Genomic DNA, 15,877 nt, shown 5'->3' on the forward strand with positions numbered 1-15,877 from the left:
GTCTGGCCGACCTAGTCGAGTTTTGTGCCAGCTTCAAAGACCGGCAAGTGCCAATGCCACTTCATGGCCGCGAGGCGAGCAAACAGGGTGGTCAGCATGGCCATGACCATGGCGGTGTAGGCCGGCGCGTTGAAAGCATCACAAAGCAGATAGACAATGCCCCCGGCAATGCAGGTTGTGGCATACAATTCACCTTTTAACACCACCGGGATCTCGCGGCACATGACATCTCTGATCAAGCCGCCAAACACCCCGGTCATGGTGCCCAGGGCAATCGCGACCAACGGAGAAGCGCCATAAGTCAACGCTTTTTGCAGACCCATGACATTGAAGAACGCCAGACCAAAGGCGTCTGCCACCAACAGGTAGCGCAATGGAAAGCGCTGGCTTACCCGCAACCACACGATGGTGATCAGCGCCGCTGCCAGAATGGCGTAGAAAAAGCTGGGATCTTTGACCCAGAATACCGGTAAATCCAGGATCATATCCCGCAAGGTTCCCCCACCGATGGCGGTGACGGCGGCAAGTACAACCACACCAAAACCGTCCATGTGCTTCTTGTACGCCATCAGTGTGCCTGACATGGCAAACACGGCCACCCCGGCCAAATCAATCCAATGAAACCAGGTTGTCATGGCGTTATCCCCTTGCAGTTGTGCTCGCCATCATATCGGCTGTCAGGCGCCAAGTGAATCGTCGTTTTTGCATCAATGATGCGCAAAGCTGCTTGATCCACGCCATTCATTCATGGTAACTGTATAAACAGTGACGATATACGAGGCTTTGGCCCAAATGACCTATTCCAAGTGCGGTAATGTGATCGACATTATTGTGAACGTAGTGGTGGTAACGCTGCGGGGGTAGGTTGTGGCTGAAGGCCGGATACCTGAACCCCCGCTTGTGTAAGCGGGGGTTTTTTCGTTTTGGGGCGCTGAAAACTGATGTGACCAGCCGTCTCAGCTGCAAATGCGGATACAGTACCCGGGCATTTGCATGTATGATCCAAGGGTTAATATTTTTACAGACTCTGTGCCCCAGGCAAGAATAAGGAAAAACAATGGCGAAAAAACCTGCAGAACTCATCTGGTTTAATGGTGAAATCATTCCATGGGAAAAAGCGACAGTGCATGTCATGACCCATGCTATCCACTACGGCTCATCGGTATTCGAAGGGATCCGTGCTTACAACACGCCGGATCAAGGCACCTGTGTGTTCCGTTTACAGGAACATAACCGTCGTTTGTTCGACTCGGCCAAAATCTACCGCATGACCATCCCCTACACCCTGGATCAGATCAATCAGGCCACCATGGACATTATCCGTGCCAATAACCTGAAATCCGCTTACATCCGACCCATCGCCTACTACGGTGACATCGGCATGGGCTTGCAAGTGCCTTTCGGTCAGGAAACCGAAGTCAGCATCGCGGCCTTCGAGTGGGGTGCTTATCTGGGTGAAGAAGCCCTGAAAAACGGCGTTGATGCGGGTATTTCGAGCTGGAACCGACTGGCCGCGAACACCATGCCTACCGGTGCAAAAGCCGGTGGTAACTATCTGTCTTCACAGCTGATTTCGATGGAAGCCCGTCGTCACGGCTACGGTGAAGGTATTGCGCTGGACCGCAATGGTTATGTGTCCGAAGGGGCCGGTGAAAACATTTTCGTGATCCGCAATAACGTGGTCACGACCACGCCAAAAACTGCCGCCATTTTGCCGGGCATCACCCGCGACACGGTGATCACCTTGCTCAAAGAAATGGGCTATGAAGTACGTGAAGAAAACATTCCACGGGAATCCATGTACGTGGCTGACGAAATCCTGATGTGCGGTACCGCCGCTGAAGTGACGCCGGTACGCAGTGTGGACGGTATTCAGGTCGGCAACGGCGGACGTGGCCCGATCACCGCGCAGGTACAAGACATGTTCTTCGGCCTGTTTAACGGTAAAACACCGGACAAGTGGGGGTGGTTAACCCCCGTATATGATAAATCGTAAACTAGAAGGGTAACACCATGCCAAAACTCCGCTCGGCCACCACAACGCAAGGCCGTAACATGGCCGGTGCTCGCGCTTTATGGCGCGCCACCGGAATGACAGATAAGGACTTCGGCAAACCAATCATCGCGATTGCCAATTCCTTTACCCAGTTTGTTCCTGGCCATGTACACCTCAAAGACATGGGACAATTGGTGGCGGGCAGTATTGAAGCTGCGGGCGGAGTGGCAAAAGAGTTTAATACCATTGCCGTGGATGACGGTATCGCCATGGGTCACCATGGCATGCTGTACAGCTTGCCTTCCCGGGAGATCATCGCCGACTCGGTGGAGTACATGGTCAATGCCCATTGTGCCGATGCTTTGGTGTGTATTTCCAACTGCGACAAGATCACCCCCGGCATGCTGATGGCAGCGATGCGCCTGAATATCCCGGTTATTTTCGTGTCCGGCGGACCGATGGAAGCGGGCAAGACCAAGCTGTCAAAAGACATCATCAAACTGGATCTGGTGGATGCCATGGTTGCTGCAGCCGATCCCAAGGTGTCTGACGCAGACAGTGAGGAAATTGAGCGTTCGGCCTGCCCGACCTGCGGTTCGTGTAGCGGTATGTTTACCGCCAACTCAATGAACTGTCTGACCGAGGCTCTGGGATTGTCCCTGCCCGGCAATGGCTCGTTGTTGGCCACCCATGCTGACCGTGAACAGTTGTTTTTGCAGGCGGGCCGGGAAATCGTCAATTTGTGTCAACGCTACTACGCCAATGATGACGAAAGTGCGTTGCCACGCAACATAGCCACCTTCGCGGCGTTTGAAAATGCCATGTGTCTGGACATTGCCATGGGCGGCTCGACCAATACCATTTTGCACCTGCTGGCCGCTGCAATGGAAGGTGACGTGCCGTTTACCATGGCCGATATCGACCGCTTGTCCCGCAATGTGCCTCATTTGTGCAAAGTGGCTCCTGCCACCCAGCAATATCACATGGAAGATGTCCATCGCGCCGGTGGTGTGATGGGGATCCTGGCAGAGCTTAAGCGTGCAGGTTTATTGAATAACGACTCTGGTCATGTGCTCGGAGGCACCATTGCGGATGTTATCGACCGCTACGACATTGCCAACAACCCAAACGAGCAGACATTGTCTTTTTATCGGGCCGGTCCTGCGGGTATCCGCACCACCAAAGCCTTCAGCCAGGATTGCCGCTACGATGAAGCCGACACAGACCGCCAGGGAGGATGCATTCGCAGTGTCGAGAATGCCTTCAGTCAGGAAGGGGGGCTTGCTGTATTGTTCGGCAATATCGCCGAGAATGGTTGTATTGTAAAAACCGCCGGGGTGGACGAATCCATCCATGTCTTCAGCGGCCCTGCGCGCATTTATGAGAGTCAGGACGATGCTGTCAACGGCATTCTCAACGACGAGGTGCAGGCCGGTGAAGTGGTGATCATTCGCTACGAAGGTCCCAAAGGCGGGCCTGGCATGCAGGAAATGCTCTACCCCACGTCTTACCTCAAATCCAAAGGATTGGGTAAAGCCTGTGCTTTGGTGACCGATGGCCGTTTCTCCGGTGGCACGTCAGGTTTATCGATAGGCCACTGTTCCCCTGAAGCCGCCAGCGGCGGTGCTATCGCGCTGGTGGAAAACGGCGATACCATCGCGATTGATATTCCTAACCGGCGTATCAATTTGATGATCAGTGACGAGCAATTGTCTGCCCGACGCGAGGCCATGGAGCAACGGGACAAGCCCTGGCAGCCCCTGAATCGTGACCGCCAGGTGTCTCTGGCGTTAAAAACCTTTGCTATGCTGGCCACCAGTGCCGACAAAGGGGCCGTGCGTGACCCGTCCAAGCTGGAGGGGTAAAGGGTGATTGAAGCACACGAGTACCTGAAAAAGATCCTGTTGGCGCCGGTCTACGACGTGGCGGTCAACAGCGAGCTGGAACACCTGGACAAATTGTCTGCCTCTCTGGGCAATGATATCTGGCTTAAGCGAGAGGATCAGCAGCCGGTCAAGTCCTTCAAGTTGCGCGGGGCGTACAACCGCCTATGCCACTTGTCGGCACAGCAACTGGCACGCGGCGTGGTGGCTGCATCAGCAGGAAACCATGCCCAGGGCGTGGCATATTCGGCCCGTATCAAAGAGATCCGCGCCACCATTGTGATGCCGGAAACCACCCCTGATATCAAAGTGGATGCCGTACGCACCTTCGGTGGTGAGTGGGTCAATGTGGTGCTGCATGGCACCAGTTTTGATGCCGCCAGCGAAGAAGCGAAGCGGCTGTCCCGGGATGAGGGCTATACCCTGATCCCACCATTCGATGATCCCGATGTGATTGCCGGACAAGGCACCATTGGTCGGGAAATCCTTGAACAGCACCCTGATCTGGACATTCTGTTTATTGCCGTCGGTGGCGGCGGGCTTGCGGCCGGGATCAGTGTGTATCTGAAGCAACTGCGCCCGGACCTGACCATTGTTGCGGTGGAAGCCGAAGATTCCGCCTGCTTACAAGCTGCACTGGAAGCGGGTGAGCCGGTACCCCTACAGTCGGTGGGCATTTTCGCCGACGGCGTGGCGGTAAAAACCATTGGCTCGGAAACGTTCCGGTTGTGTCAGCAATACGTCGATGACGTGATCACCGTGTCCAGTGATGAAATCTGCGCGGCAATCAAAGACATCTTTGACGACACCCGGGTAATTGCAGAGCCAGCCGGCGCACTGTCGGTGGCTGGGATACGCAAGTATGTGCAGCAACACCAGGTGTCAGGCAAGCGGCTGGCCGGTATTTTGTGCGGTGCCAACATCAACTTCCACACCTTGCGCTACGTGTCGGAGCGCTGTGAACTGGGCGAGCAGAAAGAAGCGGTGATTGCGGTGCGTATTCCGGAACGTCCGGGTGCTTTTAAGCAGTTTTGTGAGTTGATTGGCGGGCGTATCATTACCGAGTTTAATTACCGCTATGCCAGTGACGCCGAAGCGCACATTTTTGTTGGCTTCAAGTTGCGTCAGGGACGAGAAGAGTTGCTGGCGTTGACCGACGAACTGCAGCAACAAGGGTATGACTGGTTTGATTTATCCGACAATGAACTGGCCAAGTTGCACGTGCGTTATATGGTCGGGGGGCGTCCGCCGGCGTTATTGGACGAGCATGTGTTCAGCTTTGCGTTTCCGGAACACCCCGGTGCGTTGATGAAGTTTCTCGACACCCTGGGTGAACGGTGGAACATCACGCTGTTCCACTACCGTAATCACGGTGCAGCAGAAGGGCTGGTGTTAGCGGGTTTCAGTATTCCTGAAGGGGCCAGAGAGGCGTTTGATCAACACCTTGAAGCACTTGGTTACCTTGCCCAGGAACAAACCGATAATCCGGCTTACCAGTTCTTTTTATCCAATCACAAGCGCTGATGGGGCGCAGCTTAACGCTGCGCCATGCCACTCAAGTGTTCCAGCCGCTGGCCAATTTCCGGCGCAATCAAGGCGACTACCTGGTGACGCAATGCTTCACTGGCGTCACTGAACTGCAACTGGCCATCATCACTGCTGTCGATAATGTCGTTTTCCCGCAGGGCATTGATAAAGGTGGCCAGAACATTCTTGTCGAAAAACTCTGGCGAGCTGATGCCATGCAATGAGGATAGGCGCTCGGCATACAGCTGGCTCTGCTTCTCGAGTGCGTTTCGGCTCATGGTTTGTTCTTTGGCCAGCAGGCTCAACACAACCGCATAGCGATGCAATGTTTCCTGGATGGCGCGGTGTAGCAGCCACACCGAATAGAAGGATTGGGAGGCGGCTTCAATCGCCATGATCTTGCGACCTTGCTGGCGTAACAGGCCCTGCTCTTTCATTTGATCGATCAGGGTTTCTGCATAGCTGATCGCCTGTTCATCGGTCATGTGAAGGAACCATTCGCGCTTGAGCAACGGGTAAAGCAATCGTACATGGTCGAGGATTTTGGTCTTCTCCATGCCATTGTGGGCAATCACGCAGGCACTGATCAGGCCTGGCAAGGCGAACAGATGCAGAATGTTGTTGCGATAGTAGGTCAACGGCACGGCGGTGCTGCGGTCCAATGAAATGATCGGACCAAAACTGTCTTCAGACACCGTCAGCTTGTTCAGCTTCAGGGTGTTGGCCACAATCTCGGCGCCACTTTGCTCCGGCAGGCTAACCAGCTTGTGGTAAGGCGCTGCCCGCAGCAGGGCCAGGTAGTCATCCAGGGCTTGCTCCAGTTCGCGCAACGACATGGCGCGCTGCTTGGCCGACAGCAGACACAAGGCACACAACGACATACCGCTGATGGCGGCAGTCTGGTTGATGCGGGTCATCACATCATTGGCCAACTGATTGACTGTTGGGGTCAGCCAACTGGGCTTTTTGTCGCTGTCTTTTTCTACCGTATCTCGCCAGTTCGGCACCTGCTTATCGAGGAAGTTGCTGACCTGGATAGGTTCGCCGAAATTGAGAAAGCCGGTGCCATAGTTTTTCAGTTTGCGCACCACCGAAAACAGTTTGAACACCGATTCTTTTTCTTTGCTGCTGCCTTTGAGTTCTTTCAGGTAGCTGGCCACTTCCATGACATGCTCATAGCCGATGTACACCGGTACGATGCTGACCGGGCGGTTAACCCCTTTCGCTACCGCTTGCACGGTCATCGCCAGCATACCGGTTTTGGGCGGCAGCAGACGGCCGGTACGGCTGCGACCGCCTTCGGCGTAATACTTCACCGAATAGCCTTTGTTGAACAGCAATTCGAGGTATTCGCGGAACACCGCGGTGTAAAGCTTGTTGCCGGCGAAGCTGCGGCGCAGGAAAAACGCACCGCCGCGGCGGAAGATGCCACCCACCGGCCAGAAATTCAGGTTGATGCCCGCGGCAATGTGCGGCGTCACCAAGCCTTCGTGATAGATGACGTAGGTCAGCAGCAGATAATCCATGTGGCTACGGTGACAGGGCACGTAAACAATCTCGTGGCCGTTCTGGGCCAACTGACGAACACGCTCTGCGTGGCGTACTTCGATGCCGTTGTATATCTTGTTCCAGATCCGGGTCAGAATGCGATCACCGATTCGGATCAGGCCTTCACGGTAGTCGGCGGCAATCTCATCTATGTATTCCCGGGCCATCTGGCGGGCTTTGTCCGGACCGTGCTTTTTGCTTTTCGCTTGTTCGGCAATGGCCCGTTTCACGCTCTCGGAACCAAGAATGGCGTAGTACAGCTCCGAGCGTTCCAGCAATGTTGGCCCTGTTATTGTCTGGCGCTTGCGGTGAAAGTGAGTGCCTGCCAACCGTTTCAGTTTGTGGGCAATTTCCTGGTCGCTGCCCTGCAGGTTGCTCATCGCGCGGCTGGACACTGCCTTGCTGTAACAGACGAAATTATCGCGGCCTAAAAACAGCACGATAAAGAATTTACGCAACCAACTGGGCGATGCCACGTCGGCCAGCAATTCCGACCAGCCGGACGACGTTTTGCCAGGCGCACGGCCCCAGAAAATCGACACCGGAACGATCTGAATATCGATATCGGGGTTCTGACGGTGCAGGTGGAACAGGCGCTCAACCTGTTCGGTAATGTCTGTTTCTCCCTGGCGGCGACGAAACACTTTTTGCGGCTGCTGCAGAAACAGACAGGCAGGCAAGGCTTCACCGCCCACCGACATCGTACCCAGCGGCGTGGGTAACCCCAGCGACGTGGCTGACATCTTCAGCGCCAACTGGTCAGTCACCGAGTGGGTGCGCAACAGATAAATGATCGGTTTGTTACTATCGATCCCCAATTCTTTGGACAGGTCGGCGGGAATGCTGTTTGCTTTTACCAACCATTGTACGGGGAATTTGATCAAAGCCAGCAGCAAATTGTGCAGCCATGCCATACCGGGTATACCTCTGAAACTCAAAACCCGCGAAGCATAGCATTTTCATCGGTGTTTTTCTTTTACTATCGTGTTTCCTGTTGTTTCGATGACATCAACGTTCGGTTGGTCAATGAAACCACTACCTCATCGTCGTCTTAGCTTGCGGTGAGACGATCAGGAACGTGCTGCTATCGCTGAAAAGCCTTGTTGGACAAAATCTTATGTGTGAGTCACCGATTGTGAAGATTGTTGGCTATCGGCGTGTTGCAAATCGTATATAAGGTTTGCACTGAGGCAATAACTGTATATACTGCCAGTAAAACTGTATGAAAAAACAGGCTGTTTATGCGTCCACTAACTCCGCGCCAAGAAGAAGTGTTGAACCTGATCAAATCCACCATGTCGCAAACCGGCATGCCGCCCACCCGTGCAGAAATTGCCCGCCAACTGGGGTTTCGTTCTGCCAATGCAGCCGAAGAACACCTCAAAGCGTTGGCCCGAAAAGGGGTGATTGAGATCCTGCCGGGAACGTCCCGGGGCATTAAACTGAATATGCCATTGGACGATGTGGAAGAAGAAGCCGGACTGCCGCTGATTGGTCGGGTCGCTGCCGGTGAGCCAATCCTGGCCCAGGAGCATGTAGAGTCCCACTACAAAGTGGACCCGAATCTGTTCCATCCAAATGCCGATTTTCTGCTGCGGGTTTACGGCGAGAGTATGAAAGATATTGGTATTCTCGACGGCGACCTGCTGGCGGTGCACCGCACCACGGATGTGCGCAATGGTCAGGTAGTCGTCGCGCGAGTCGATGACGACGTAACGGTGAAGCGCCTGGAACGTAAAGGGCAGGAAGTTTTGCTGCATGCTGAAAACGACGCCTTTGCGCCGATCAAAGTCGACCTGGCAACGCAGCCATTCAATATTGAAGGCATTGCCGTGGGCGTGATCCGCAACGCCGATTGGATGTAATACCAACGATTCCCCTTCTACGGCCTTCTTAAAGCCATCCTGATCATCAGGATGGTTTTTTTATGCCTGAAAATCATATCTATATTAATCACTTAAGCCACCGTTCGATTCTTGTCGCTGACTGTATAAAAAATACCCAGATGGGTGTTTTTTTATCAAAAACACTAGACTCGCCCCCCCTGTTTGAGTAATTCTTAATCGTCTCTTAACAAAATGATAACAACAGTCGGTCATTTCATTAACTAGGCTTAGTACGGTGGAATGGGTTTCTGCGTCTTTTCTCCCCTGGAAATAAGACTGATAACAACAGGAGGTGTTGGGTGAAAAACACGTTGTATGGCGTACTCGGGTCCCTGCTAAGCGTCACTGCGTTTGCAGACAGTGGTGCGCAGAAGGATCAATACCAATTAAACCTCAGCAAAGGGGTGACGGACATTAGCGGTCAGGTCTATGACCTGCATATGTTGATGTTTTACATCTGTGTGGCGATAGCTTTGGTCGTGTTTGGCGTTATGTTTTATGCCATGTACTTTCACCGCAAATCCCGCGGCGCAAAACCGGCCCATTTCCACGAGAGTGTCAAAGTCGAAATCGCCTGGACGGTGGTGCCTTTTATTATCCTCATTTTTATGGCCGTGCCCGCGGCCAAAACGTTGATTGCAATGGAAGACTCCAGCAAGGCGGATGTGACTGTGTTGGTCACCGGCAGCCAGTGGAAATGGCATTACAAGTACATGGACCGAGATCTGTCTTATTACTCGTTACTGGCAACCCAACCTGAACAAATTCAAAACAAATTTGCGAAAGGCGAGAACTACTTGCTGGAAGTCGATCGTCCCTTGGTGATCCCAACCGGCAAGAAAGTGCGTTTCCTGATCACCTCAGATGACGTTATCCACTCCTGGTGGGTACCGGATTTTGCGGTTAAGAAAGATGCCAACCCCGGCTTTATCAACGAAGCCTGGACCCGTGTGGATCAACCCGGCATTTACCGCGGCCAATGTGCCGAATTGTGTGGCAAGGACCATGGCTTTATGCCGGTGGTGGTGATTGCCAAAGATCCGGCCGAATATGAGGCCTGGGTTAGTGAGCAGGAAGCGATTCAGCGCAAAGCCAAAGAAGAAGAACAGAAACTGCTGGCCATGAACATGAGCATGGAAGAGCTGATGAGTGTCGGCGAACGGGTCTATAACACGTCATGTGCGGCGTGCCACATGCCAAACGGCGAAGGGTTGCCCGGTGTATTCCCAGCCCTCAAGGGCAGTGACATGGCACTCAACGATATGCCAGCGCACATCGACATTGTGGTCAATGGTAAGTCAGGCACCGCAATGCAAGCCTTCGGCAAGCAATTGAGCCTGAAAGAACTGGCTGCAGTTATCACCTACGAGCGAAACGCCTGGGGCAATAATACCGGTGACACGGTACAAGCCAAAGACGTAAACGCCGTCATGAATGGACAATAGGAGGTTGGCAATGAGTACTGCAACAGAACACGCTCACGACGATCATCATCACCATATGCCAACCGGCATCAAGCGGTGGATCTTCACCACCAACCATAAAGACATCGGTACCCTGTATCTGTGGTTTGCTTTCATCATGTTTCTGGTCGGTGGTGCCATGGCCATGGTGATCCGTGCCGAGTTATTCCAGCCGGGTCTGCAAATTGTTGAACCGAATTTCTTCAACCAGATGACCACCGTTCACGGTCTGATCATGGTCTTTGGGGCGGTGATGCCGGCCTTTACCGGTCTGGCAAACTGGCTGGTGCCGATGATGATTGGTGCGCCGGATATGGCCCTGCCGCGGATGAACAACTGGAGTTTCTGGATACTGCCGTTTGCGTTCATCATTTTGTTGGCGTCATTATTTATGGAAGGTGGCGGTCCGGCTTTCGGCTGGACATTCTACGCGCCCCTTTCAACCACCTACAGTGGTGATTCAACCGCGCTGTTTGTGTTCTCGGTACACATCATGGGTATTTCATCGATCATGGGTGCCATCAACGTGATCGTAACCATCTGGAACATGCGTGCGCCGGGCATGACCTGGATGAAAATGCCGCTGTTTGTGTGGACCTGGTTAATCACCGCGTTCCTGCTGATTGCGGTAATGCCGGTTTTGGCTGGCGCGGTGACCATGGTATTGACGGATAAATTCTTCGGTACCAGTTTCTTCGACGCTGCCGGTGGCGGTGACCCGGTGATGTTCCAGCACATTTTCTGGTTCTTCGGTCACCCGGAAGTGTACATCATGATCCTGCCAGCCTTCGGCATCATCTCGCAGATTGTTCCGACCTTCTCGCGCAAAAAGCTGTTTGGCTATGCATCGATGGTGTACGCCACCACGTCCATTGCCCTGTTGTCATTCATCGTGTGGGCGCACCACATGTTCACTACCGGGATGCCGGTAGCCGCCGAACTGTTTTTCATGATTGCGACCATGTTGATCTCGGTGCCGACCGGGGTGAAAGTGTTTAACTGGGTCGCTACCATGTGGCGGGGATCGTTAACCTTTGAAGTGCCAATGCTGTTTGCACTGGCGTTTATCGTGTTGTTTACCATTGGTGGTTTGTCCGGGTTGATGCTGGCCATCACACCGGTGGATTTCCAATACCATGATACGTACTTTGTGGTGGCGCACTTCCACTACGTGCTGGTCAGTGGTGCGGTGTTCTCCATTATGGCCGCAGTGTATTACTGGCTGCCCAAGTGGACCGGAAAAATGTTCGATGTGACATTGGCCAAGTGGCACTTCTGGTGTTCACTGATTTCGGTCAATGTGTTGTTCTTCCCGATGCACTTTATCGGTCTGGCCGGTATGCCACGACGTATTCCAGACTATGCCCTGCAGTTTGCTGATTTTAACAAGTGGATCAGTATCGGTGGCTTTGCCTTTGGTTTGTCACAGCTGATCTTCCTGGCCGTGGTCATTAAGGCCTGCCGCAAACAGGGTGAACCGGTCTCGGATCAGGTTTGGGAAGGGGCTGAAGGTCTGGAGTGGGAAATTCCGTCTCCGGCACCTTATCACACCTTTGAAACGCCGCCGGTGGTGAAATAAGCCATGAGCGCGTCTGAACGTCCGCAACACGGCCGTCTGGTGGTCAAACTGGTCGCCATTGTGGTGGGTATGTTTGGCTTTGGTTTTGCCCTGGTGCCTCTGTACGATGTCTTTTGTGACATCACAGGCATCAACGGCAAGACCGAAAACACCGCGGCCGTTTATGACGGCGTAACGGTCGACACCAGTCGCACCGTGACGGTTGAATTCATTACCCGCACCAACAGCGGCATGCCGTGGGAATTCACTGTCGAGACCCGTCGTGTGGATGTGCATCCGGGCGAAATGGCACAGGTCAATTTCTTCGCCCGTAATCCCGCATCCCGCGACATTGTCGGACAGGCAGTGCCGTCAGTATCACCGGGACAAGCCGCATTGTTTCTTAACAAAACCGAGTGTTTCTGCTTTAACCACCAGCCGTTGGCGGCCGGGGCTGAAGCTGTGATGCCGATGAAGTTTTATGTCGATCCGCAACTGCCGGAAGATATCCGGTTTTTTACGGTTCAATACACCTTGTATGACGTAACAGCCAGTGTCGCTGACGTTGCCATGAATCAAGGATAAAAGGAGCGCCTGATGGCAGAGCAAGAATACCAAAAATATTATGTTCCTGAACAAAGCCCCTGGCCCATCGTCGGCGCGGTCGCGCTGTTTTTGATTGCCGTCGGGGCAGGTAACTTCGTGATCGAATCCACCAAAGGCGAAAGCGGCTTCGGTGGTTGGATCCTGTTGGCCGGCATTGTGACCTTATTGGTGATGCTGATTGGCTGGTTTAACAACCAAATCAATGAATCCATGAACGGTATGCACAGTGATCAGCTCGGGCGTTCATACCGCCAGGGTATGTCATGGTTTATTTTCTCTGAGGTCATGTTCTTCGCCGCGTTCTTTGGAGCGCTGTTCTACGCTCGCGTGATTGCGGTGCCGTGGTTGGCCGGTGAGGGTAACAACGCGATGACCAACGAAGTGTTGTGGCCAGGCTTTGAAGACATGTGGCCACTGACAAAAACGCCGGGTGGTACTGAAACCACCGCGATGGGCTGGATGGGGTTACCGCTGTATAACACCATTATTCTGCTGGTATCCTCGTTTACCTGTCACTTTGCCCACGTGGCTCTGGAAAAGGAACAACGGGGCAAGTTGAAGCTGATGCTGGGGCTCACGGTATTGCTCGGCTGTATTTTCCTGTTCCTGCAAGTTGAAGAATATGTCCACGCCTACCGTGAAATGAACCTGACCTTACAATCCGGCGTGTACGGTAACACATTCTTCCTGCTCACCGGCTTCCATGGCATGCATGTGACCTTGGGCACGATCATTTTGATTGTGTTGTGGTTGCGCATCATGAAGGGCCACTTCACGCCGAAAAATCACTTTGCGTTCCAGGCTGGTAGCTGGTACTGGCACTTTGTGGATGTGGTGTGGGTGATGCTGTTCTTCTTTGTCTACATTCTCTGAATAGCCGGAACCTGATGCGCCCCTGATCAATAGGGGCGCGGATTCGGTTGAATAAGGCCAGTCGCGACGGCCACTAAGATAAGGATTACGATCAACGCGGATGTAAACACCCGACGCCCAATGAATTTGCTCATGGGTGGCTGGTTCGGGTCATCTTTCATCATCACTGTCATGGCCTTGAACAGGTTGTAAATCATAAACACCAGCAACGCGCCAATAAGGATTTTGATGATCATTGTTTTGAACCTCCTGCTGCCATGAAAGACAGTCTTTCAGTGCTGAAATCGTTGCCACCCATTGCCACCTTAGTCACTTTAACGGCGGTTGTCATTATGTTTACCCTGGGGGTCTGGCAGCTGAACCGTGCTGAACAAAAACAACAGCGTTTGGCGCACATCGCAACGGTTTCCCAACAGCAGGGGATAAGCCCAACGCAGGCGTTGTCACAGCCTGACTGGCGGGATATGCCGGTGATAGTTGATGGCCAATGGCTGGACCCATGGTTTCTCATCGATAACAAACTTCACCGAGGCCAGCCGGGTTACTACGTGGTGCGATTACTGGATAGCACTGAGGGGGTCATTGCCGTAAACCTTGGCTGGATTGCAGCGCCCCGACAGCGGGATGTGCTACCGACGCTGCCCCAAGCTGATCCTTTGTTGCCCTTGACCGGTGTGGCCTGGCAGGTGACCGATAACCCCATGATCCGGGAGACGGCCACTGTCAGCGCAGAGCCAGAATGGCCGGTGCGATTGCAACAGATTGATTTGGCGGTCATGGGCAAATGGGCAGGTCTGCCATTGATGCCGCTGGTTGTACTCAGCGATGCTCGGGATAACAGCCCGTATGTACGAGAATGGCAGCCGGTTGTCATGCCGCCCGAGAAGCACATTGCCTATGCAATTCAGTGGTTTGGCATGGCATTGGCGTGTATGGTGGTTTTTGTGGTTGCAGTCAGAAGGAAGAACCGACAATGAGTGAAAAGTCCCCGTCGACGAGTAAAAAGACGCTGATAATGGTCATGGTAGCCTTTATCGTCCCTGTATTGGTGGCGAAACTGGCGTTGGACAATGACTGGTTCAATCGTGGGGCAACCAATAAGGGAGAGCTTCTGCAACCTGCCCTTGATGCGCGTGGGTTGTTTGCTGACCAACCTCCCCGTTGGCGAATCGCCTATGTGATGCCTCAGCAATGTGGTAATGCTTGTGACAATGCCTTGTACAGTGTGCATCAGGTATGGCTGGCGCTGGGCCGTGAAATGGATCGGGTAGAACCGGTTATTCTGGCCACAGACAGCAGTGACGGTACAACAGCGCAGCATGTTTCTGCGTTTGAAAACATGAAACTGTTAACGGTGAGTCAGCAAAGTGTTAATCAAGTGTTTAAAGATGTCGCGCCAGATGGTATTTTTCTGATAGATACGCTGGGTAATGTGATCATGCATTACCCGGTTTTTGAACAAAAAGAACAGGCGGTACTGCATAGCCGCGATATTTTGTCCGATTTGCGTAAGCTGTTGAAGTTGTCTCGCATCGGTTAGGGAATGGTGAAAATGAGAAAGCTGGTGTTGGTGGCAATCCTGTTGGCGATGGTCGTTATCATGCTGGGTGCCTATACCCGATTGACCGACGCCGGATTAGGCTGCCCTGATTGGCCCGGGTGTTACGGGCACCTTACCGTTCCTAAGGAAGAACATCATATCGAGGCCGCTGAACTTGCCTTTCCTGAACGTCCGTTTGAATCCCACAAAGCCTGGAATGAAATGATCCACCGCTACTTTGCCGGTAGCTTAGGACTCTTGATTGTCGCGATCTTCGCTATCAGCATTTGGAAACGTGCTTATCATCGTCCCCTCAAGCTGCCTTTTTTCCTGGTGCTGCTGGTGTGTTTCCAGGGCGCGTTGGGTATGTGGACGGTAACCATGAACCTGATGCCGCTGGTGGTGATGGGACACCTACTGGGTGGCTTCAGCGTGTTGTGTTGTCTGTACCTGTTGTATTTACGCCTGACCCCTTATCGTATTCCCGGTGGCGACCCCCGGGTGATGGGGCTGGCCAAGTTTGCCTTGTTGGGCATTGTGATCACCGTCGCCCAAATTGCCCTGGGTGGTTGGACATCAGCCAATTATGCTGCGCTGGCCTGTACCGAGCTGCCGATTTGTGAAGGTGAGTGGTATGAAAACATCGACATTGTCGGTGCGTACACCATTCCTGAAGCCGTCAGCTATGAATTCGGCGCCCACGACTACGCAGAGCGAATGACCATGCACATCGCTCACCGCTTCGGTGCGGTGATCACCTTTATCTATTTGTGCTGGCTGGCGTTGCGAATGTATGCCAGCGCCGCTTCACAATTATTGCGTACCTTGTCTGTGGTCTTGGTGCTGGTGTTGGGCGCTCAGGTGATGCTGGGCGTCAGCAATGTGGTGTTCAGCCTGCCGTTGGCCGTTGCGGTGCTGCACAATGCCGTCGCCGCGCTGCTATTGTTGGTGCTCGTCACCATTACCTATACGTTATATCGGAAAATCTAGGAGGCTG

14 protein-coding genes are annotated in these 15,877 nt (G+C 53.4%); 11 read left to right on the forward strand and 3 right to left on the reverse strand.

Annotated features, from left to right (window positions below):
• Positions 1-11: 11 nt before the first annotated feature.
• A complete protein-coding gene (locus LJ739_RS12120) occupies positions 12-635 on the reverse strand; it encodes a trimeric intracellular cation channel family protein (RefSeq protein WP_229160865.1) in 624 nt (207 codons plus the stop codon).
• Positions 636-1,057: 422 nt separating this feature from the next.
• Between LJ739_RS12120 and LJ739_RS12125 the strand changes: the two genes are divergently transcribed.
• The 3 genes from LJ739_RS12125 to ilvA are packed head-to-tail and all read left to right on the forward strand — an operon-like array spanning position 1,058 to position 5,403.
• The gene (locus LJ739_RS12125) at positions 1,058-1,996 is read left to right on the forward strand and encodes a branched-chain amino acid transaminase (RefSeq protein WP_229160867.1); all 939 of its coding nucleotides are present in this window, start codon (positions 1,058-1,060) and stop codon (positions 1,994-1,996) included.
• A gap of 17 nt (positions 1,997-2,013) precedes the next feature.
• Positions 2,014-3,861 carry a dihydroxy-acid dehydratase gene (gene ilvD / locus LJ739_RS12130; protein WP_229160869.1) on the forward strand — a complete coding sequence of 616 codons (1,848 nt, stop codon included), beginning with the start codon at positions 2,014-2,016 and terminating at the stop codon, positions 3,859-3,861.
• A 3-nt stretch (positions 3,862-3,864) separates the two neighbouring features.
• Positions 3,865-5,403, forward strand: a complete 1,539-nt coding sequence (gene ilvA / locus LJ739_RS12135; RefSeq protein WP_229160871.1) for a threonine ammonia-lyase, biosynthetic — start codon at positions 3,865-3,867, stop codon at positions 5,401-5,403.
• A gap of 11 nt (positions 5,404-5,414) precedes the next feature.
• Here ilvA and plsB read toward each other — a convergent pair whose 3' ends face one another.
• Positions 5,415-7,868 (reverse strand): glycerol-3-phosphate 1-O-acyltransferase PlsB, encoded by a 2,454-nt coding sequence (gene plsB, locus LJ739_RS12140; RefSeq protein ID WP_229160872.1) that lies wholly within the window; start codon positions 7,866-7,868, stop codon positions 5,415-5,417.
• 327 nt (positions 7,869-8,195) lie between these two features.
• On the opposite strand from plsB, the gene lexA reads away from it, so the two are divergent.
• The 5 genes from lexA (at position 8,196) to LJ739_RS12165 (ending at position 13,340) form a co-directional block, all read left to right on the forward strand.
• Positions 8,196-8,819 carry a transcriptional repressor LexA gene (lexA, locus tag LJ739_RS12145; RefSeq protein ID WP_229160873.1) on the forward strand — a complete coding sequence of 208 codons (624 nt, stop codon included), beginning with the start codon at positions 8,196-8,198 and terminating at the stop codon, positions 8,817-8,819.
• Positions 8,820-9,172: 353 nt separating this feature from the next.
• Positions 9,173-10,285 carry a cytochrome c oxidase subunit II gene (gene coxB, locus LJ739_RS12150; RefSeq protein WP_229161201.1) on the forward strand — a complete coding sequence of 371 codons (1,113 nt, stop codon included), beginning with the start codon at positions 9,173-9,175 and terminating at the stop codon, positions 10,283-10,285.
• 10 nt (positions 10,286-10,295) lie between these two features.
• Entirely contained in the window at positions 10,296-11,882 is a 1,587-nt protein-coding gene (gene ctaD / locus LJ739_RS12155; RefSeq protein ID WP_229160874.1) for a cytochrome c oxidase subunit I, read from the forward strand.
• Between the two features lie 3 nt (positions 11,883-11,885).
• Positions 11,886-12,446: a cytochrome c oxidase assembly protein gene (locus LJ739_RS12160; protein ID WP_229160875.1), complete on the forward strand. Its 561-nt coding sequence runs from the start codon at positions 11,886-11,888 to the stop codon at positions 12,444-12,446.
• 12 nt (positions 12,447-12,458) lie between these two features.
• Entirely contained in the window at positions 12,459-13,340 is an 882-nt protein-coding gene (locus LJ739_RS12165) for a cytochrome c oxidase subunit 3 (RefSeq protein WP_229160876.1), read from the forward strand.
• Between the two features lie 26 nt (positions 13,341-13,366).
• Here LJ739_RS12165 and LJ739_RS12170 read toward each other — a convergent pair whose 3' ends face one another.
• The gene (locus LJ739_RS12170; protein ID WP_229160877.1) at positions 13,367-13,576 is read right to left on the reverse strand and encodes a DUF2909 domain-containing protein; all 210 of its coding nucleotides are present in this window, start codon (positions 13,574-13,576) and stop codon (positions 13,367-13,369) included.
• 21 nt (positions 13,577-13,597) lie between these two features.
• On the opposite strand from LJ739_RS12170, the gene LJ739_RS12175 reads away from it, so the two are divergent.
• Genes LJ739_RS12175 through LJ739_RS12185 form a run of 3 tightly spaced genes read left to right on the forward strand, consistent with a single transcriptional unit; the run spans position 13,598 to position 15,870 of the window.
• Positions 13,598-14,317: an SURF1 family protein gene (locus LJ739_RS12175; RefSeq protein WP_229160879.1), complete on the forward strand. Its 720-nt coding sequence runs from the start codon at positions 13,598-13,600 to the stop codon at positions 14,315-14,317.
• The gene (locus tag LJ739_RS12180) at positions 14,314-14,880 is read left to right on the forward strand and encodes a hypothetical protein (RefSeq protein ID WP_229160881.1); all 567 of its coding nucleotides are present in this window, start codon (positions 14,314-14,316) and stop codon (positions 14,878-14,880) included. The genes LJ739_RS12175 and LJ739_RS12180 overlap by 4 nt, the downstream gene beginning before the upstream one ends.
• Positions 14,881-14,892: 12 nt before the next feature.
• Positions 14,893-15,870 (forward strand): COX15/CtaA family protein, encoded by a 978-nt coding sequence (locus LJ739_RS12185; protein WP_229160882.1) that lies wholly within the window; start codon positions 14,893-14,895, stop codon positions 15,868-15,870.
• Positions 15,871-15,877: the final 7 nt, after the last annotated feature.

Origin of the sequence: Fluctibacter halophilus (assembly GCF_020687825.1) — a bacterium.
GTDB classification, from domain to species: Bacteria; Pseudomonadota; Gammaproteobacteria; order Enterobacterales; family Alteromonadaceae; genus Fluctibacter; species Fluctibacter halophilus.